The following is an 18,269-nucleotide window of genomic DNA, read 5'->3' as shown; positions in this document are numbered from 1 at the left end:
CTGCGCGACCGGCCGATATGGCGTCGTCCTGCCCCCTTTTTTTCATAGAGCCCACCCCAGACGATGCGTTTCGACTACGGCCTTACCGATCTGCGACTGATCGTCAACGTCGTCGACACGGCCAGCCTGACTCGCGGCGCCGAGCGCACGCACATGTCGGCGCCGGCCGCTAGCGCACGTTTGAAGAAAGTGCAGGAATCGCTGGAAACCCAGTTGTTCTATCGCACCACCCAAGGCCTGGTGCCCACCACGGCGGGCCGCAACTTCGTACGCCATGCCCGCACGGTGCTGGAAGAACTGCATCATCTGAACGAAACGCTGCGATCGCAGGCTGGCACCCTGGATGGTTGCATCCGCCTGTTCGTCAATACCTTGTCGATGGGCGACACGATTCCGTCGGTAATCGAGGGATTCCTGCTGGCCCATCCCCGCATGAATATCGACCTGCACGAACGGCCGTCGGGCGAGATCGCCCGCGCGCTGAAACAAGGCGCCGCCGACATCGGCATCCTGACCACGGATGTACCGGATGAATCGCTGATATACCGCGCCTACCGCACCGAGCGGCTGGTGCTGGCCACGCCCGGCGAGCATCCGCTGGCCGGTGCCGACGCAGTGGAATTCGCCGCGACGCTGCAATACGACTATGTCGGCATGCCCGAGCACGCCCCGCTGCAAGTATTCATGCTGCGCAAGGCCGCCGCCGAAGGAATCCCCATGCGGCTACGTATACAGGCCAATAGTTTTTCCGCGGTATGCGGCCTGGTCGAATCCGGCGTGGGCATCGCGGCAATCCCCCATTCGGTTGCCCTCAGGCAGGCGCGCACCATGCAGATTTCGATTGTGCCTCTGGCGAATTCCTGGGCCAGCCGCGAGCTACGCATCGGGGTGCGTGACATGGCCGCGTTGACTCCGGCGGCCACGGCGCTGATCGAAGCCTTGGCCGCTGACGGGGCCAGCGACCAGGACGCGCGCTGAACCCTGCGCCTGGCCAGCGCCAATAGGCCCCGGGGACTCAATCCGGCAGAACCGGGTGGGCAAACCCGAACACCCGCGCTGGCGTATCGCACAATATGACCTTGTGCGCTGCCTCGTCCGGCACCCAATCCGCCAGCCATTGCAGGCAACCGGCAAAGGTCGGTCCGCCCAGATAGTCTTCATGGCTAATCCACGGGAAATCGCTGCCCCACATCAGTTGGCCTGGTCCGCCGGCCTGCAGCAGGGCGTCGACGTAGCGGCGCGGGTCTACGCTCCCAAGCCGATACGGGGCAGACAGCTTCACCCAGGCCCGGCCAGATGCCACCGCGCGCAGCACCTGTGCAAAACCCGGCCCTTTCACGCCTTGCACCGGGTCGGGCGCCCCGAAATGGTCGATTACCACGACAACACCATGGTCCAGCAGGCGCGGAATGATGGCGGCGCCATGCGCGTCCTCGACGAACAGCTCGACATGCATACCCAGCTTGCCCAGTTTCTGGAACAGGCCGGTGTACTCGGCGCTGTCCACATCAGGCAGGCTGGCCCGACGGGTCCAGTTCAGGCGTATTCCCGCCATCCCGCGACTGCGCATGTCGCTCAAGCTGGCCTCGTCGATGGCGGGGTCGACGATGGCGGTGCCGGCCAACCGTCCGGGAAATGCATCCAGCGCCTGCAGCAACAACGAATTGTCCGTGCCCAGAAAACTCGGCGCGGTCAGCACGCCGTGCGACAAGCCGTTGGCGTCCAGCAAGCCGATATATTCCCGGGCCGTCACGTCGCGCCGGGGCGCCGAATGGCGTTCGCCGACCAGTCTGGCCGATACGCTCATCACGTGGGCATGCGCGTCGATGCCCGTGACCGGCCTGCCAGTCATCGAACTGCTCCCGTGGTCTCGCTACCATATTTGGCACGATACTGTGCATCGGTCAGGAAGCGCTTTTCGAGCTCATCGGCCTCGTGAATGCCGATGATGTCGTGCAAGACCTCGAACGACGCGCATGCATCTGGCCGGTCGACGCGTTGGCCGCTGTCCAGCGATTGCCGGAACAGGCCCAGTCCACTGATCATGCCTTGCAGAGCGCTACCAGTCAGCAGGCGTGGGTAGATCGCCACGCGCACGCCCAGGTCCTGCAGTTCGCGAGACGACAGCAGCGGCGTGGTCGGGCGCTGGCGTATGCCGAAGCCCATGTTCACGCACAAGGGCTTGCTCAGGTTGGCGGCAAGCACCTTGATCTGCTCGACCGTCATTACCGCATCAGCAAACAGCAGGTCGGCACCGGCCTCGGCATACAAGTTCAGGCGCTTGACTGCCTCGTCCAGGCCATGGGTGGCCAGCACGTCAGTGCGCGACTTGATGATGAAGTCCGGGTCTTCGCGCGCTTCGGCGGCGGCACGCAGCTTCTGGACCATTTCCTGCGCATCGATGACTTCCTTGCCCTTCATGTGTCCGCAGCGCTTGGGCCAGGCCTGGTCCTCGAACATGACGCCGCCGGCTCCGGCGCGCTCGAAGGCTCGGGTCGCATGGTAGACATTCACGGCGTTGCCGTAACCCGTATCACCATCGGCCAGTAACAGCAGGCTGCTGCAGGAAGTCATTGCGCGCACGGCCGCCACGTTTTCTTCCAGGCCCATGATACCGACATCGGGCTGCCCCAGGCGGCTTTCCGAAATGCCACTCCCGGTAATGAAGGCTGCCTCGAAACCCGAATGCTCGACCAACCGGGTAGAAAAACCGTCGAATACACCTGGCAGTGCCAGCAGGTCAGGCGCCTCGATCAACTGACGAAGGCGTGCTCGATTGATAGCCATGTAGTCTCCTTGAAGTCTTGAGTATTCGTGCGGAAAGCGCATGCCACCGGAATGCCGTCATTTCGACGCGTGCCTGCGCTGGACTACACGTTCAACCAGATTGCGTTCATAGGCATCAGCCTGGTCCAGGCCGATCAGCTTCTGGCGTTCGCCGAAGGTCATCATTCGATCCAGCAAGCTTTGCGTCGTACCCTTGGAACGCAACACCGACAGGCCTTCCCGGATGGCATACGCCCCCAGGTAGAGCGCGGCGTTGGCATAAAGAATGATGCGAAACCCCATCTCGGCCAGATCCGCCGTGGGCAGCAAAGGCGTCTTGCTGCGTTCGACCATGTTCGCCACCAGTACCTCGCCGGCGAACGCCTGCCCCACTCGGCGCAGCTCTTCCACGCTTTGCGGTTGTTCAAAGAAGATGGCGTCCGCGCCCATTTCCCGGTACAGGTGGGCACGCTCCAGCGCGGCATCGAATCCTTCCACCGCACGGGCATCAGTGCGGGCGATGATGAGGAAATCGGGATCGGTGCGGGCATCCAACGCCGCCTGCAGCCGGTAACACATATCGAGGGCGGGCACCACGGCCTTGCCCTCGAAATGACCGCAGCGCTTCGGAAACACCTGGTCTTCGATATGCAGGCCCGCCGCCCCGGCGCGCTCGTAGGCCCGAATGGTGCGCTTGACATTGGCCACACCGCCGAAACCGGTATCGCAGTCGGCAATCACGGGCACCGATACGGCCTCCGCAATACGCTCGACTTGGCTGGCCAATTCGTTCAGGGTTACCAAGCCGATGTCCGGGCCGCCCAGGTAAGTATTGGCGGTGCCCCCCCCGGTCACGTACACCACCGGGAAACCGGCCTCTTCGATCAGCCTGGCCGTGAAGCAGTCGGTTGCGCCGGGTACGGCGCCAGGTCCGCCTCCGGCCAGTATGCGGCGTAATTCGGTGGTGCGTTTCATCATCGGATCCTTGCAACGGGAGAACTTACTTGATCAGTCCGAGCGCCTTCGCAACGTGCTCCATTGCCGCGTACTCGTCGTCCATGGTCTTGCGCATTTCCTGTGCCGACGTACCCTCGACATCGATGCTCTGGCTGGCCAGGAAGGTCTTGAATTCCTGGGTTTGCGCCGCCTTGCGAAAAGCATCTTCCAGAATTTTCAGGCGATCGGCGGGCACGCCCTTGGGCGCTATGATGCCGTGCCACAGCAGGGTCTGCTCTTCAGGAATGCCCAGGTCGGTCAGGCTGGATGCCTGCGGGAGGGCCGCCACGCGATTTACCGAACTCAGAATCAGGCATTTGACGCTTTTGTCTTTCACATAGGGCATGATGGGCGCAATCGACCCACCGTAAACATCGATCTGGTTGCTGAGAAAGCTCTGCAGCGTCTGGCCCGCGCCCGCGAACGGCACTGAACGCAGCTTGATACCCAGTTTGGTGAAAATGCGTTCCGAGGCCAATTGGATGGTGGCGCCCACCCCATCCGTGCCGTAGGTCAGCTTGTCCGGGTTCTGCTTTGCGTATTCGACAAATTCCTTGCCGCTATTGGCCGGAAAATCCGCCTTGGTGCACAGCACGATCGGCGCCGAGTCGGATAGCGATACCGCAACGTAGTCGCTGGGCGCGTACTGCGCCTTCAGCGTGTGCGGCGTCATGGTCAGCGGGGCGTTCCAGATACCGCCCAGGGTGTAGCCGTCCGGGTCGGCGCGCACGATAGCCGACGTTCCGATCATGCCGCCGGCCCCAGGACGATTCAGGATGACGAACGGCTGCTTCAGGATTCCGCTGGTAATCTCGGCCAACTGCCGGATCACCGTATCGGTACTGCCGCCTGGTGAAGTCGGCACGATGATAGTAATGGCGCGCGCCGGGTACGGGTCCTGCGCATGTACGGGCATGGCGACACCCAATGCCAGTACCGCCGAGGCGGTGGCCAGCAAGCCCTGTCTTGAATGCGGACCGGTCGACAATCTGAACCAGCCCGTGGTGAAACATAGCGTGTTTTCGCGCATTTTTGTCTCCTTGGTATGGCAGGCCCTGTATCGAGCCCTGGTCTGAAATGTTTCCCTGCCCGGTCAATGCCGGCGCGCCTGGCCCACGGCCGATGCGGCTGCCGTCACTAGTGTCGATATCGAGGCCGCCTGGCCCAGCCCGTCCACGGCCTCGAACAAGGCCTGCGCCAAAGGCCGCGGCACGCCGGCTTCCTCGCACAGCACACCGGACATCTGCTGTGCGGTCTCCCAGGTCATCTGGTAGGCATCGCTGCCTGATGTCTCTTTTTGTTCCCACGTCACGCCAGCGTCGTCCACGGCAACGATCTTCGGTTGATACCGGGCGATGGCCGGATCCGACACGACTTCGATAAGGGGGATAAGGCCCAACACCCGCACGTCGTCGTAGCGGTGCATCCCCCGGTAGCCGACCTGGCCATGCACCCAGGCCAGCGCCGCGCAGAACGGCGCGCTCATGAAAGTCTGTGAAAACTGGTGGAACGGCCCCACATAGCGCACTCCCACGAAATCCGCTTCGAATGGGTGCATGTGAATCGCCATACGCCGCAACCGGGCCAGCGGCACCCGCCGGCGCAGCGTCAGGACACTGCCGACCACGCTGCGATGGAACTGGCAGGTGGGATAGGGCTTGTATGTCACCTGCAGGAACTCGAACTCATCGCCCAGCCCTTCGGCCAGGCGCCGCGCATAGCTGCCATCGGCCTGGCCATAGCTGCGAAAAAACCCCGCATCACCCTCCAGGCTGGTGGCCGCCGCGCCAGTCCCCGCGCGCGCGCAAGCGGCCGCGCTGATCCCGTTGCGCGCCGCATAGCCAGCATGCAGCGGGTATTCCTCGCTGCCGGCATTGACGAACTCGCGCAGCCCGCACGCGACGCTGGCGGCCATCGCCAGGGCGTCCCGGGTGCGATCGGCCGGCAACTGCATCAAGCGTGCGGCCGCGGCCGCGGCTCCGAAGCCGCCATAAATAGAGGTAGTGCGAAACCCTCGCTCGCTGGCATCGGCCGCATGGTCACGGCCGATGCGCAACGCAGTCTCGTATCCGGACACGACGCTGCACAGCAACCGGGGACCGGAGGCTGCCACCTGCTCTGCCACCGCCAGGGCGGCCGGCACTACCACCACCCCCACGTGCCCGGCCGGATGCGCATCTTCCTGCACCCGCGAATGCATCAGCACACCGTTGGCAAAAGCGGCCGCTCCGGCCGGCAAGCGACGGCCGTCCAATAGCCGGGTAGCGCCGCCACTGCTGCCTTCATATTCCCAATCCAACGCGGCAGCCGCCGCACGCGGTGCCTGTGCACACACCGCGGCAATACCAACGGAAAGACCATACAGCACACAGGCCTGCGCCTGGCGCAGGACCCGGGGCGGCAGCGCATCTTCGCTGGTGCCTGCCGCGAAGTCCGCAAGCGCCGTCAGGCCGGCGGCCGGATCAATCATCGATGGCTTCATGGCCAATCTCGATCACGATATTGCCGTGCACATCCAAAGACACACTGCAGTTGGGCGGCACCACCACGCTGGTATCGTATTCCTGCACGATCATCGGGCCCGGCCAGGCCTGGGCCGCCAGCTCGGCACGCCGCAGCACCCGCGTGCTGCGATGCCCATGCCGGGATCCGAAGTAAGCCATGCGCTCTCGCGCCATGCCGTCGCCCCCCGCGTCGGCCGCCCACCCGCCTGAGTGTTCCGCATGCCGCGACACCGAAGCCACCAAGCGCACCGTAACCAGTTCGAACTGTTTATGCGGCGAGCGGTGGCCATAGGTTTTCTCGAATTCATTCTCGAAACGCTGCTCCACGGCGCGCAACCCGCGTGCAGTCAGCGGCAACTCGTCCAGCGGCACGGTAATCTCTGACGATTGCCCTCTATAGCGCAGATCAGCGAATGAAGCGGTGCTGACTCGGCTGGCGGCATAGCCTTCTTTCACCAGCACTCGCGTCAGCTCGTCATGCATCTCGTCGATGATGTCATTGACCTTGTCCAGTTCGGGATTGGCAGTGGATGTCAGTACGGTACGGGCCGCATGCTGCTCCACGTCGGCGCGCAACAGGCCGAAGGCGCTGAACACACCCGGCGCCGGTGGCACGATCACCCGCTTGATGCCCAGCTCCCGCGCCACGCCCACGGCATGGATGGCCCCCGCTCCCCCGAACACCATCAGCGCAAAATCGCCCGGATCCCGGCCGCGCTCCACGGATACCGACTTGATCGCCCGTACCATGTTCGAATTGGCAATCAGATGCACACCATAGGCGGCTTCCAGCAAAGACAGATCGCTCTTGGCGGCAATGTATGCCGCCACGGCCTGTTCGGCCAGGCCGCGGTGGATGCTCAACGAGCCGCCAGCCAACGAATCATCATTCAGGTAACCCAGCACCAGGTTGGCATCCGTGACCGTGGGATACTCATTCCCCTGCCCGTAGCAGGCAGGGCCGGGCATCGCTCCCGCGCTGCGCGGCCCCACCCGCAACGACCCGCCCGCGTCGATAGCGGCAATACTGCCGCCGCCCGCTCCCACCTCGGAGATATCGATCACGGGAATGCGCAGCACATACCCGTTGCCACGCATCAGCCGGCTGCTGATCGACACCGCTGATCCGACCTCGTATTCGGTGGCGCGCAGGATTTCGCCCTGTTCAATGATGGACGCCTTGGTGGTGGTACCGCCCATGTCCAGCGTGATCACATCGGCATACCCGCAGTCGCGCGCCAGTCGGGCCGCGGCAATTACCCCGGCCGCCGGGCCGGATTCGATGATGGTCACGGGCTTCGCCCCCGCCACCGTGGCACTGATCAGGCCGCCGTTGGACTGCATTACCAGGATCGGCGCCTTGCTGCCCAGCTCATCGCAGCGGTTGCGCAGGGTCTTCAAGTAGCGGGCGATCAACGGCGCCACATAAGCATTCACCACGGTGGTACTGGTGCGCTCGAACTCCAGGATCTCGGGCAGCACATCGTGCGACAGCGAAACATAAAGATCCGGCAGCTGCGCGGCCAGATAGTCGCCCACCGCCTTCTCGTGCGCGCCATTGCGATATGAATGCAGAAAGCAAACCGCAACCGCCTCGATACCGTCCTGGCGCAGCTTTTCGGTGGCATCCCGCAGGCTTTCCATATCCAACGGAGTCAGCACATTGCCATGCTCGTCCAGCCGTTCGCCAATTCCCAGCCGCCATTCCCGTTCCACCAGGGGCGTGGGTTTTTGCCAATCCAGGTCGTACGACATGGGAATGCGGATTCGGCGCAGTTCCAGCACATCGCGAAAACCCTCCGTCGTCAGCAAGGCCGTGCGCGCGCCCCGCCGTTCTAGGATGGCATTGGTCGCCACCGTCGTGGCATGCACAATTTCTTCGATGCGCGCCGGCGAATAGCCATTACCGGCGCAGAAATCGGCAACTCCCCGTGTGATGGCAAGCGAATAATCCGCAGGCGTGGTGGGCACCTTGCGCTTATGGATCACCCCGTCCGGGCAAACAAACACCAAGTCCGTGAAGGTTCCTCCAATGTCCGCACCAACTCGCAGCGATTGCGGTACCGCATTCATCTTGTCTTCTCCAGGTTATTTCTTTGGATGGGCCGAGCGGCGCAGCACGTTGGTGACGGCTTCATCTATGCGCCAGGGCGCGTCCAGCACCTGCACGCCATATTCACGCCGGGCGGCCTCGGCCGACACTTTGCCGTTGCGCACATCGTGCAGCACTGCCTCGGGACTTCGTTCAAACGGGTCGCCGTAGCCGCCCCCGCCTGCCGTGGTGTGCCGAAAGCGCTGCCCGCCTGCCAGGCTGATCGTGAACTTCGTGGGCAACTGACGCCAGCCGTCTTCAGACTCGATCAAATTGTTCGACCCCGCCCCCGCGCGGCCCGCGTGCAATCCAAAGGGCGGATGCTTGCGCCGGTCCGACCGCAGCTGGAAAGTGGCACGCTGCCCCAGAAAGCGTAGCTGGCGTTCAATCGCAAGGCCCCCCCGCCAGGTACCAGCACCGCCGCTGTCCGTAATCAGTTCATAGCGCTCTATGCGTACCGGCGCCGTGTTCTCTACCATCTCGATCGGCGCATTACTGATATTGGCCGCCGGGTTCGCAACGCCATCCACCCCCTCGCGCCGATAGCCGCCGCCCCACGCGCCCATCAAGGCTTCGCGAAACAACACGAACCGGCCCTGGGCATCGATACCTCCTATGCTGTAGCTGGTAGTGCCACCCTCGCCCGCCGCACGCGGCTTGCGCGGCACCGCTTGCGCCAGCGCCCCGAAAATCGCATCGATCAGGCGAAACCCGCTAACCCCGCGCGCCGCCACAGCGCCAGGCCGGCGCGGATTGAAAATGCATTCCTGGGGTGCCAGGACATGGATGGGCTTGATGAAACCCGCGTTATTCGGCGCGTCGGAATCCATGATCGAACGCATCGCGAAATAAACCGCCGACTTGGCAAACGACAGGGTCGAATTGATGGCACCGCGCACCTGCGGCGAACTGTCCGCCAGATCGGCTGTCAGTTCATCGCCCTTCACATGCAGCGTGACGGCAATCTTTACGGGCTGCGTCGGATCGATGCCGTCATCATCGATATGATCGACATAGCTATAAGACCCATCCGGGATCGACGTAATAATCCGGCGCGCCTCGCGCTCGGAATAGTCCAGCAACGCATCGAAGCATCGTTCCAGCTCTTCCACGCCATAACGTTCCGCCAGTTCCAGCATGCCCCGCTCGGCAATGCTGCACGCGGCTTCCTGGGCATGCAGGTCGCCCAGCACCGTATCGGGCACGCGCACGTTGCGGGCAATCAACTTCAACAGTGTCTGGTCCGGGACTCCCCGCGAATGCAGCTTCAGCAGCGGAATCTGCAAGCCTTCCTGGAATATCTCGGTAGAATCCGCCGCGCTGGAGCCCGGCACCCGGCCGCCCATGTCGTTATGGTGTGCCACCAGCACGCCATAACCCAGCAGATGGTCGCCCACGAACATCGGCTTGAACATGAAAATATCCGGCAAGTGCATACCGCCCTGGTACGGGTCGTTGGTAATGACAATATCGCCGCGTTGCAGCGTATTGCCGAACTCCGCCCGCACCGCATCCATGGCGTCCGGAATCGACCCCAGGTGCAACGGCAGGCTGAGCCCTTGTGCGATCAAGCGCCCGTGGCGGTCGCAGAACGCGCTGGACATATCCATGGTGTCTTTCATGATCGACGAATAGGCGATGCGCACCACCGTGAGCACCATTTCGTCCACCACCGATCCGATGGCGTTCTTGACTAGTTCCAGGCGAACCGGATTGATCGCTGCTGCGCTTGGCATGCTGTCTCCTTACTTGCGGCGCCGCGCTGGCGTCGGCGCCGGCCAGCTTTTTGTCCTGGAACTCATCCTATAGAGTTAGAATTCCCGTATCCAATTAATGTTTTGGCGCAAAAAAATAAGAATTCCTTATAAAAATGGGCGTGGCAGGCTCTTGCCGGGCGAATAGCTACCTTCGGCGTACGGCCGGCCTAAGCAGGAGACAACAATGCGACGCTATACCCTGGCCCAGCTCGAAGCGCTGCGCTGCGTGGTGGTCTTCCGTGGCTTCCAGGCCGCCGCCGACCACCTGAAAGTGACGCAGCCCACCATTTCCCTGCGCATCCGCGAACTTGAGTCCATCGTCGGGTATTCGCTGCTGCGCCGGTCTGGCGGCCGGGGCGAGCTCACCGCCGAAGGCACGGTGTTCTACCAGTACGTAGAACAGCTGACCAAGACCCTGAACGAAATGGACCGCCGCGTCCGCACCCGCGACCCCTTGCGGGGCGTACTAAGAATGGGTGCGTCCGATACCTTCGCAATCGGATGTTTGCCTGATCTGCTGTCGAAAATGGACACCATCTATCCGGACTTGCGGGTAGAACTCACCATCACGCGCAGTACTACCCTGGCCGAGCTGCTGAACACCAGCCAACTGGATATCGCTTTCATGGCGGAAACGCCGCTGGATCCGCAGATACGCGTGTACCCGCTAGCGTATTGCCGCATGGCGTGGTTTGGGCGTACGCAGGGGGGCCGCAATTCCCGGCCGCTGAGTGCCGCCGACCTGGAAGGCCAGCGGCTGATGACACTGCCGGTAAATTCCCCGCTGCATAGCTTGATGGTCCAGTGGTTCGAAGCTGCGCAGCATCCCCTGCCGCCCTTGAGTATCTGCAACAGCCTGGCGATTATCCTGAGGTTGATCAACGCGGGACATGCGTGGAGCATCCTGCCTGAGTGTTTCACGCTGTCGAACGAGAACAGCAAAGTGTCGGCGCCGGTAGTGGTGGCGCCCGAACTGCCGATGTTGAAACTGTGCGCGGCCTATCGGGCGGAAAGCAATGTGGATACGCTGTTGCCGGTGGTGGACTTGGTGAAGGGGATATTGATCAGCAAGCCGGGATTGTTGCCGTTGGAATAGAACTCTCCGAACCCGTCACGCCTGGTCCGCCGCGGCCACCGCCGGCTACCGGTCCTCCATGAACAACTGGGCAATCACGCCTCGCAGCCAGCGCGTGCCCCTGGACAAAAATCTGGTCAGGCGTGCTGCGGCCCATGCCACTGCGGATGGACTGGCGGTCTTGGTTCATGCTGTCTCCTGCCCCTTTTGAGTGGAGCCTGTCGGGGACGTGGGCCCATGGAATGTACTGACAGACTGACTTGCGATACCGCCAGGCTGGCGCGCTACAACTGTTCCACCGTCACCGGAAACAGCTCATCGAGCCGATCCGTTTCCATGATGTGGTAGACGCTGAACTGATACGCCGTGCCCACCGAAACCTCTGGCGGCGTGAACGGAAAGGCCAGGTTGCCTCCTGTAGACAGCCGGCCTTCGTAGCCGAAATGCAGCAGATACTGCTTCATCGTCCGCATTACCTCGGAAGCCCGGGCGGCGGTGGGCGCAATGCACTCGATCAGCAGGAATATCTCTGCCGGCAACGGCGTATCGGGCAGCCTGGCCGTCGCTCCGTCGACGCCATAGACACGCCAGTACAGCGAATAATCTTCCTCGGTGTCTTCGCATACCAAGTCGCGCACTACGACCGAGATACCCCGCATGATCTCTTCGCGCTTCTCGATAAAGCGGGGATCGGCGGCCGCGCAAAGCACCACCGCCCGTTCACCCACGCGCCGGGCGCCTTCGATCTTGATCGTGTGTTTGGGCGCCTCTACCCACTTCGCTCCGCTGACGCGCGTGCGCCGCTCGTCGACTTCTTCGTACTTCGCCTCATGCAGTTCCGCCCGACCCTCCGGTTCGATGATGACGTAGGGGTCATTCTGTTCGTAAAGACTGTGCGCGGCCACCGAGATCGGTGTGGCACGGCGCTGGGGAGCCATGCTTTCCAGCGTGAAACCCTCATCGTCCAGCGTGGCCAGGATCGAATCGCGGCCACCCGGCAGGCAGCACAGGGACGCGCATTCGATGATCTTGGCCATGTGCACCGACAGGCCCACAGGAAAGCCCAGCATCACCGGCAAGGTCGAGAAGATGGCCGTGTCGCAGGCCCGGCCGGCGATCAGCACATCGATGTCGGCCTCGAATGCCTGGCGAAACGAGCTCATGCCCATCTGGCCCACGATCTGCGCAGAGGCCTCGACGTCATTGACAGTGAGATCGGGCATTCCGTCGATACCACGTACACCACCGGCGCGCACCGCGTCGACCACGATGTCCTTGGGGATATCGCCCGGGATGAACGCCAGGCGGAACTTCAGGTCTTGCTCGCGGGCAATTTCCCGCACCAGCTCCAGCGTCTGCTTCAGATGCGGCGCGGCGCCGGCCGAACCCGCCGAGCCGATGACCAGCGGAATATCGTGCTTGCGCGCGGCAACCAGCACCTTACGCAGGTCACGCTTGGTGGATTCTCGCGCAGTCGCCATACTGCCGCTGCCCAGATAGTACGGCCCGATGTCGATCGACCCCATGTCGCAGCCGATCAGGTCCGGCTTGCGCTCCAGCCCGGCGTTGAACGCCGGGCTGGGTATGCCATAGCCCAATTGCCCCGACGCGCCCAGCAGACGCAGCGGGCGGCGCCCGGACGATGAAGAAAACTCTTTCAGGATGCGGCCGGTCGCGCTCATATTTCCACCTTGAACAAACGGGCGTGCTGCTGCGCGCCATACACATCCCGGTCGCCCGGATCGCCCGCGGTTATCTTGCGAGGAATGGCGATCTTCAGCGCGCGCGACATGGGGTATTCAATAATCTTCACGTCGCCTTCCGGCATCTCGTAAAGCCGGGCGATCAGCGCGGCGTTGATCGCGTTGGACTGCACTACTTTCTGGTAGTCGGCATCGTTGTTGAACATGATGTCCAGTGTGGTGCAGCGTGGCCCGGCATTCTTGCTTCGTATGACCTTGGCAATGTCTTGCAGATACATAAGAACTTCCTGGTAAGTCGGTGCATGGATGGGCTGCCGTGCGAAACACGCATGCGCCCGGTGACGGCCGGAGCCTGCCTGGCGCCTAATTGACAGAAGCGCCTGATTCCCTGACAACCTTGCCCCAGCGCTCGACGTCCTGTTTCAGCACGTCTGCAAAGGCAGCAGGCGTGGCATCGGTCTGGACTTTCCCGCCGTCCTGCTCGTATCCGGCCTGCAACTCCGGCGACTGCAATGCGGTCAATGCCGCCTTGCTCAGCGTATCGACGATATCGGCTGGAGTCCCCTTGGGCGCAAACAACGCGATCCAAACGGAAATCTCGGCGTTCTTCATACCCAGTTCGGCTACGGTGGGCACATCGGGCATCTGCTTCGAACGCTCTTCGGACGTAATCGTCAACGCCTTCAGCTTGCCGTCCTTCACGTATGGCAATACAACCGGCACATTGCCGAAAATCATGTCGACCCGGCCCGACAGCACATCCGTCATTGCCTTGGATGTTCCCTGGTAGGGAATGTGCAGCAGCTTGATGTCCGCTGCCTGCCCCAGCAATACCGCGGACAGATGCGCCGTGGTACCCACGCCACCCGAACCGTAGGTCAAGGGCTGGCTTTCCCGTTTCTTGGCCAAGTCAACCAACTGCGCCAGCGTATTCACCTTCAGCGAGGCTGGAACCACCAGGACGTTCGGAAAAGTCGTGACCCGCGTGATCGGTTCGAAGTCGCGTATCGGGTCATATGCCAGATCCTTGTACAGGGCCGAGTTCATCGCGTGCGTATTCAGGGTTCCGGCCAACAAGGTATAGCCGTCGGGCGCAGCCTTGGCCACATACTCGCTGCCAACCGCACCGCCCGCGCCGCCCCGGTTTTCGATCACAATGGATTGCTTCAATACGCCCGCCATGCCCTGCGCGACGCGGCGGGCGGAAATATCAGCGGCCGTGCCTGCCGGGAACGGCACCACCAGCTTGATGGGCTTGTCGGGATAAGCCGCCCAGGCGGGCGCGCCCACCCATGTGCCGGCTGCCCCCAATAATCCCAGGGCCGCATACTTGAACAGAATTGCCACGCGTTTCATAAGTGTCTCCCTTGTGCTTTTTGTCTTCGTCACTGAAGGCCTGGCGCGCAAAGCGCGCAGGCAATACTTGCCCGTGCCGGCTTCGGACAAAAGCCGGTTTCAATAGTTCGATCTGTGCTAGCGCCCTTGCGGGCCGTGTGGAGCCTGGTGCAACTTCACGGCAATGCCTTCCAGCGGCGCACTGGCCGGCGCATAACGTTGCATCACCAGCGGGTCATGGCCGGGCACGATGTGCGCATCGCTATCGGCCAACGCACGCAGGCGGTCGAATCCCTCGAGCATCTGCCCGACATGGAAAGCCGAGGAAAACGGCCGGCCTTGCTCGAAATTCTCGTAGAAATGACTAACATCGGAAGCCAGGACGATCCAGCCCCGCCTGGTATGGATGCGCACGAACTGCAACCCCGCCGTGTGGCCGCCGGCGAAATGCACGCTGACCCCTGGCGCGACCTGCCCGTCGCCATTGTGAAACAGGACGCGCTGCCTGTAATTCAACCGCACCAGCCCGCAGACATCATCGACTTCGAATGAGTGCGACAGGCGCGGATACTGCATATAGCGGCCGGTGGCGTAATTGAGCTCGGCTTCCTGCAGGTGGAATCTGGCAGCCGGGAAACGGTCGAAGTTTCCGGCATGGTCATAGTGCAGATGGGTCAGGATCACGTCGCTCACGCCATCCGCCGCAATATCCAGCTGCTGCAGGGCCTGCACAGGACAACGCAGATAGGTCCGGCCGCCTCGGCGGCGCGACACTTCCTCGGTGAATCCGGTATCGATTACGATGGTGCGACCAGCGCCTACCGCGACCCATATAAAGTAGTCCATGGGCATAGGGCCATCGTGAGGATCGCCGCCAACGAAATGATCCCGCCGGCGGCCGTCTCGGGTCGCATAGCGCAAGGCATAAACCTCGTATTCTGGGATGGGGTCCGGCATGTCTCTGGGCTGGTTTTTTTGAAGCCCGCCACGCATGGCGGTTGTTGGCGACCTGCAAGGTTCGCATGCAAAAAAGTATACGCGGCACGACAGCGCATTTCGCGCCATCCCAGGGTTAAAACTTTCGTTCCTTACGGTTAAAAATGGCCCAACCGGCAGATTCCTCTTTCTTTCTCGCCATCGTCAAGCACGGCTCGATCTCTGCCGCGGCTCGGGCGCTGGGAGTGTCTCCGCCCGCGCTGTCAAAGCGCCTGGCGCAATTGGAAGAACGGCTTGGCGTTCAACTGTTGCATCGCAATACCCGCGCGATGAATCTTACCCAGGAAGGCCAGCTTTACTACGACAGGACGTCGCAGCTGAATGCGGAATTCGATAAGCTCGAACAAGACGTCATGAACCGCCGCTTCGAGCCAAGCGGCGTGCTGCGAGTCAACGCGCCCCTGAATTTCGGCCGGGTGCGCGCCGCGCCCATGATTTCCGCGTTTGTCCGTGCCTATCCGAAGCTGGAAGTGGAACTGATCCTTTCGGATCATCCGTACAGCCTTATCGAAGGCGGTTTCGACGCCGCGATCAGGTTCGGCGCCATGCCCGACTCCGGCATGCGGGCCCGCCGCATCGCGACGAACCGGCGCCATCTGTGGGCGTCGCCGGCCTATCTGGCTGAATACGGCACGCCGACCTGCCCGAAAGACCTCATCCAGCATCAGTGCATTGTTGTATTGCGCAGCGACGATACCTACGGCGTGTGGAATTTCACCCGCGGCGACATCATGGAGAACGTCAAGATCCACGGATCGCTTCGATGCAACGACAGCGAAGTGGCCCTGGCATGGGCACTGGAAGGACAAGGGATTCTCATGCGGTCGGCCTGGGATACCGGCCGCTACGCGCGCACCGATGAACTGCGCATCGTGCTGGAAGATTACGCCCTGCCCAATCGCGACCTGTATGTGGTCTTTCCAGACGGCGCCGCCATGTCCGCCAAAATGCGGGCCTTTATCGATTTTGCGGTGGAACATTTGTCCGATGTAGGCAGAACGTAAGCGTCTGGACGAGATCCTCTGCCCAGGGCGGAACGGCTCAGTGATCCTGCATCAGCAATTGCCGCTCATTTGGCGGTATATAGGCATGCTGGAAATAGATGGCATTGCCGTTCTGGTCGGTAGCCACGATATCCAGTCGCACCCCCACCGTGTTGCGGGGCAGTTTCAGCCCCTGGGCGACGAAGGGCGGCAGTCTGCGGATGCTCATGCGTTCGGTATACGAAGCTTTCGACTGGCCATATTTCCGGGATAGAAGATCCTTGAAGCTCACCCCGTTGAGCTCGGCGGTATCCACCGAGGCCAGTTCTGGAATCCGGATACCGCAGAAATAGATCTGCACGTAGACCGAGAATTCGTTATTGATCGAAAATTCGCGATCGATACAAACCACCTTTTCGCTCTTCAGAAGGTCGTGCCATGGCCCGCCTTTCTCGACGACGAAGCGCCTCAGGACGCGCGTGTATATGGGCAGTATGCCCTCGCCCGTGTCGTCGACAAACCGGAAATGCTGGAACGGCCCACCCATGGGATACCGGCGTTTGGCCACGTAAGTGCCGGAGCCATGGCGCCTGATCAGGACGCCGTCGTCCACCAGCATCCGCAGGGCGCGCTGCACAGTCCCCAGGCTGAGTCCCGCCGCCTCTACCAGCAGATCTTCCGCGGGCAATTGATCGCCAGGTTCCCAGCGCCCGGCGGTGATTTCCTGGGCAAGCGCGTTCTTCAACTGCAGATATTTAGGAAGGCCATCCGGACCGGCCAGGCGAATTTTGGGTAGAGGGCGAGAAGCGTTTTTGGGCATCGCGACAGTTTATCTCCAAGCAAACCCGTTAAGTCCGGCGTTGCCCTTGACATCGCCAACCGTCTGCAAGACACTTAGTCCTATACAGGACTATAGTACTAATTTTCCTCACCCACGGAACTCTCATGAAGATTGTCGACGTCACGCTTACGCTTTTTGCCTGGGACGATATTCCGCCCACCAGTTATGCCGCCCATACCGGCAAGTTCGCCGGCGCCAGCAAGATCGGGCTATTGAAGATAGAAACCGACGATGGCATAACGGGCCATGCCTTTCTGGGTTCGGCCTACTACGGCGGCGATCTGGACGGCCCCAACCTGATCAAGTATCTGAAGCCCATCTTGATGGGGCAGGATCCGCTCGATCGCGAGCGCCTTCACCAGGCGCTATGGCGGCGCGCCCGCACCACCACGGTGCGCACCATAGGCGCCTGCGACGTCGCATTGTGGGATATCTGCGGAAAAGCGGCGGGCCTGCCCATCCATCGCCTGCTGGGTTCCTACCGCGACCGCGTCAAGGCCTACGCAAGCTCCATGATCCTGGACAGCCCTCTGGCCTATGCCGAAGAAGCGCTGCATTACAAGTCGCTGAACTGGGCGGCATACAAGATCCATCCGCCCCACCCCTGGCGGGAAGATATCAAGGTCTGCCAGGCCGTGCGGGAAGCAGTCGGAGACGACTACCTTGTCATGCTGGATGCGGCATGGAGCTATCAGTACCCCGAGGCGGTCAGGGTGGGACGCGCATTGCAGGAACTCGATTACTACTGGTACGAGGATCCCTTGCACGATGCCGATGTCTACAACTATGTGAAGCTGAAGCAGCAACTGCACATTCCGCTCATGGCAACGGAATTCCCGGCGGCGGGACTGGACTCGTATGCACCGTGGGTACTGCAGCAGGCTACCGACTTCCTGCGCGGCGACGTGGCGTTGAAAGGCGGCATCACCACCATGATGAAGACCGCCCACCTGGCCGAGTCTTTCCGCATGAACTACGAAGTGCATCACGGCGGGAATTCGCTGAACAACATAGCCGGGCTGCACGTCATCATGGCGATAAAGAACACCGAGTTCTTCGAAGTGCTGCTGCCCGATGGCGCGCAAAAGTACGGCCTGGCGAAGGACATCCAGGCTGACGCGGACGGCTATGTGTACGCGCCTACCGAACCGGGCCTGGGTGCCGAGATCGACTTCGACCTCATCAAGCGAAAGCACGTCGCAGTGCTGTCATAGGCGTTCA

At 62.0% G+C, this 18,269-nt stretch carries 16 protein-coding genes; 4 read left to right on the top strand and 12 right to left on the bottom strand.

The genetic code is table 11. The features are described from left to right. Positions 1-63 precede the first annotated feature (63 nt). Entirely contained in the window at positions 64-978 is a 915-nt protein-coding gene (locus KW845_RS10470; RefSeq protein ID WP_218369164.1) for a LysR substrate-binding domain-containing protein, read from the top strand. 37 nt (positions 979-1,015) lie between these two features. Here KW845_RS10470 and KW845_RS10465 read toward each other — a convergent pair whose 3' ends face one another. The 7 genes from KW845_RS10465 to KW845_RS10435 all read right to left on the bottom strand — a co-directional run bounded on the left by KW845_RS10465 (position 1,016) and on the right by KW845_RS10435 (position 10,094). Beyond that, the gene (locus tag KW845_RS10465) at positions 1,016-1,852 is read right to left on the bottom strand and encodes an amidohydrolase (protein WP_218369163.1); all 837 of its coding nucleotides are present in this window, start codon (positions 1,850-1,852) and stop codon (positions 1,016-1,018) included. Then, positions 1,849-2,787 carry an oxaloacetate decarboxylase gene (locus KW845_RS10460; RefSeq protein WP_218369162.1) on the bottom strand — a complete coding sequence of 313 codons (939 nt, stop codon included), beginning with the start codon at positions 2,785-2,787 and terminating at the stop codon, positions 1,849-1,851. Before KW845_RS10460 ends, KW845_RS10465 begins: the two co-directional genes overlap by 4 nt. Positions 2,788-2,844: 57 nt before the next feature. Beyond that, complete coding sequence (locus KW845_RS10455; RefSeq protein WP_255592532.1) at positions 2,845-3,741, bottom strand: oxaloacetate decarboxylase; 897 nt, start codon at positions 3,739-3,741, stop codon at positions 2,845-2,847. A gap of 25 nt (positions 3,742-3,766) precedes the next feature. After that, positions 3,767-4,792 (bottom strand): tripartite tricarboxylate transporter substrate binding protein, encoded by a 1,026-nt coding sequence (locus KW845_RS10450; protein WP_218369160.1) that lies wholly within the window; start codon positions 4,790-4,792, stop codon positions 3,767-3,769. A 63-nt stretch (positions 4,793-4,855) separates the two neighbouring features. Then, on the bottom strand, positions 4,856-6,244 hold the full coding sequence (locus KW845_RS10445) for an MmgE/PrpD family protein (RefSeq protein ID WP_218369159.1): 1,389 nt from the start codon (positions 6,242-6,244) through the stop codon (positions 4,856-4,858). Beyond that, on the bottom strand, positions 6,225-8,339 hold the full coding sequence (locus tag KW845_RS10440; protein ID WP_218369158.1) for a hydantoinase/oxoprolinase family protein: 2,115 nt from the start codon (positions 8,337-8,339) through the stop codon (positions 6,225-6,227). Before KW845_RS10440 ends, KW845_RS10445 begins: the two co-directional genes overlap by 20 nt. A 15-nt stretch (positions 8,340-8,354) precedes the next feature. Beyond that, positions 8,355-10,094, bottom strand: coding sequence for a hydantoinase B/oxoprolinase family protein (locus KW845_RS10435; protein WP_218369157.1), 1,740 nt, complete (start codon positions 10,092-10,094; stop codon positions 8,355-8,357). A gap of 205 nt (positions 10,095-10,299) precedes the next feature. On the opposite strand from KW845_RS10435, the gene KW845_RS10430 reads away from it, so the two are divergent. After that, positions 10,300-11,211 (top strand): LysR family transcriptional regulator, encoded by a 912-nt coding sequence (locus KW845_RS10430; RefSeq protein ID WP_218369156.1) that lies wholly within the window; start codon positions 10,300-10,302, stop codon positions 11,209-11,211. 263 nt (positions 11,212-11,474) lie between these two features. Here the strand turns inward: KW845_RS10430 and KW845_RS10425 are convergent, their stop codons facing one another. From KW845_RS10425 to KW845_RS10410, 4 genes are all read right to left on the bottom strand, one after another. Further along, positions 11,475-12,872 carry an acyclic terpene utilization AtuA family protein gene (locus KW845_RS10425; RefSeq protein WP_218369155.1) on the bottom strand — a complete coding sequence of 466 codons (1,398 nt, stop codon included), beginning with the start codon at positions 12,870-12,872 and terminating at the stop codon, positions 11,475-11,477. Beyond that, on the bottom strand, positions 12,869-13,171 hold the full coding sequence (locus tag KW845_RS10420; protein WP_218369154.1) for a DUF4387 domain-containing protein: 303 nt from the start codon (positions 13,169-13,171) through the stop codon (positions 12,869-12,871). The genes KW845_RS10425 and KW845_RS10420 overlap by 4 nt, the downstream gene beginning before the upstream one ends. A gap of 85 nt (positions 13,172-13,256) precedes the next feature. Beyond that, positions 13,257-14,249, bottom strand: coding sequence for a tripartite tricarboxylate transporter substrate binding protein (locus KW845_RS10415; RefSeq protein ID WP_218369153.1), 993 nt, complete (start codon positions 14,247-14,249; stop codon positions 13,257-13,259). Positions 14,250-14,366: 117 nt separating this feature from the next. Next, a complete protein-coding gene (locus KW845_RS10410; protein ID WP_255592531.1) occupies positions 14,367-15,221 on the bottom strand; it encodes an N-acyl homoserine lactonase family protein in 855 nt (284 codons plus the stop codon). A gap of 107 nt (positions 15,222-15,328) precedes the next feature. Here KW845_RS10410 and KW845_RS10405 point away from each other — a divergent pair, with 107 nt between their 5' ends. Beyond that, positions 15,329-16,228, top strand: coding sequence for a LysR family transcriptional regulator (locus tag KW845_RS10405; protein WP_218369152.1), 900 nt, complete (start codon positions 15,329-15,331; stop codon positions 16,226-16,228). A gap of 37 nt (positions 16,229-16,265) precedes the next feature. Here KW845_RS10405 and KW845_RS10400 read toward each other — a convergent pair whose 3' ends face one another. Next, complete coding sequence (locus KW845_RS10400) at positions 16,266-17,027, bottom strand: GntR family transcriptional regulator (protein WP_218369151.1); 762 nt, start codon at positions 17,025-17,027, stop codon at positions 16,266-16,268. A 125-nt stretch (positions 17,028-17,152) separates the two neighbouring features. On the opposite strand from KW845_RS10400, the gene KW845_RS10395 reads away from it, so the two are divergent. After that, positions 17,153-18,262, top strand: a complete 1,110-nt coding sequence (locus KW845_RS10395; RefSeq protein ID WP_218369150.1) for an enolase C-terminal domain-like protein — start codon at positions 17,153-17,155, stop codon at positions 18,260-18,262. Positions 18,263-18,269 lie beyond the last annotated feature (7 nt).

The sequence above is a fragment of the Bordetella sp. BOR01 genome, from assembly GCF_019218885.1.
GTDB lineage: Bacteria > Pseudomonadota > Gammaproteobacteria > Burkholderiales > Burkholderiaceae_B > Bordetella_A.
The sequence above is the reverse complement of the archived record's forward strand: the minus strand, read 5'-3'. Positions and strand labels throughout refer to the sequence as shown.

Coding starts and splice junctions, on each gene's coding strand:
- KW845_RS10415 (WP_218369153.1), bottom strand. CDS start 14,249: ATGAAACGCGTGGCAATTCTGTTCAAGTATGCGGCCCTGGGATTATTG.
- KW845_RS10425 (WP_218369155.1), bottom strand. CDS start 12,872: ATGAGCGCGACCGGCCGCATCCTGAAAGAGTTTTCTTCATCGTCCGGG.
- KW845_RS10470 (WP_218369164.1), top strand. CDS start 64: ATGCGTTTCGACTACGGCCTTACCGATCTGCGACTGATCGTCAACGTC.
- KW845_RS10435 (WP_218369157.1), bottom strand. CDS start 10,094: ATGCCAAGCGCAGCAGCGATCAATCCGGTTCGCCTGGAACTAGTCAAG.
- KW845_RS10450 (WP_218369160.1), bottom strand. CDS start 4,792: ATGCGCGAAAACACGCTATGTTTCACCACGGGCTGGTTCAGATTGTCG.
- KW845_RS10405 (WP_218369152.1), top strand. CDS start 15,329: ATGGCCCAACCGGCAGATTCCTCTTTCTTTCTCGCCATCGTCAAGCAC.
- KW845_RS10430 (WP_218369156.1), top strand. CDS start 10,300: ATGCGACGCTATACCCTGGCCCAGCTCGAAGCGCTGCGCTGCGTGGTG.
- KW845_RS10460 (WP_218369162.1), bottom strand. CDS start 2,787: ATGGCTATCAATCGAGCACGCCTTCGTCAGTTGATCGAGGCGCCTGAC.
- KW845_RS10395 (WP_218369150.1), top strand. CDS start 17,153: ATGAAGATTGTCGACGTCACGCTTACGCTTTTTGCCTGGGACGATATT.
- KW845_RS10440 (WP_218369158.1), bottom strand. CDS start 8,339: ATGAATGCGGTACCGCAATCGCTGCGAGTTGGTGCGGACATTGGAGGA.
- KW845_RS10455 (WP_255592532.1), bottom strand. CDS start 3,741: ATGAAACGCACCACCGAATTACGCCGCATACTGGCCGGAGGCGGACCT.
- KW845_RS10420 (WP_218369154.1), bottom strand. CDS start 13,171: ATGTATCTGCAAGACATTGCCAAGGTCATACGAAGCAAGAATGCCGGG.
- KW845_RS10400 (WP_218369151.1), bottom strand. CDS start 17,027: ATGCCCAAAAACGCTTCTCGCCCTCTACCCAAAATTCGCCTGGCCGGT.
- KW845_RS10465 (WP_218369163.1), bottom strand. CDS start 1,852: ATGACTGGCAGGCCGGTCACGGGCATCGACGCGCATGCCCACGTGATG.
- KW845_RS10410 (WP_255592531.1), bottom strand. CDS start 15,221: ATGCGTGGCGGGCTTCAAAAAAACCAGCCCAGAGACATGCCGGACCCC.
- KW845_RS10445 (WP_218369159.1), bottom strand. CDS start 6,244: ATGAAGCCATCGATGATTGATCCGGCCGCCGGCCTGACGGCGCTTGCG.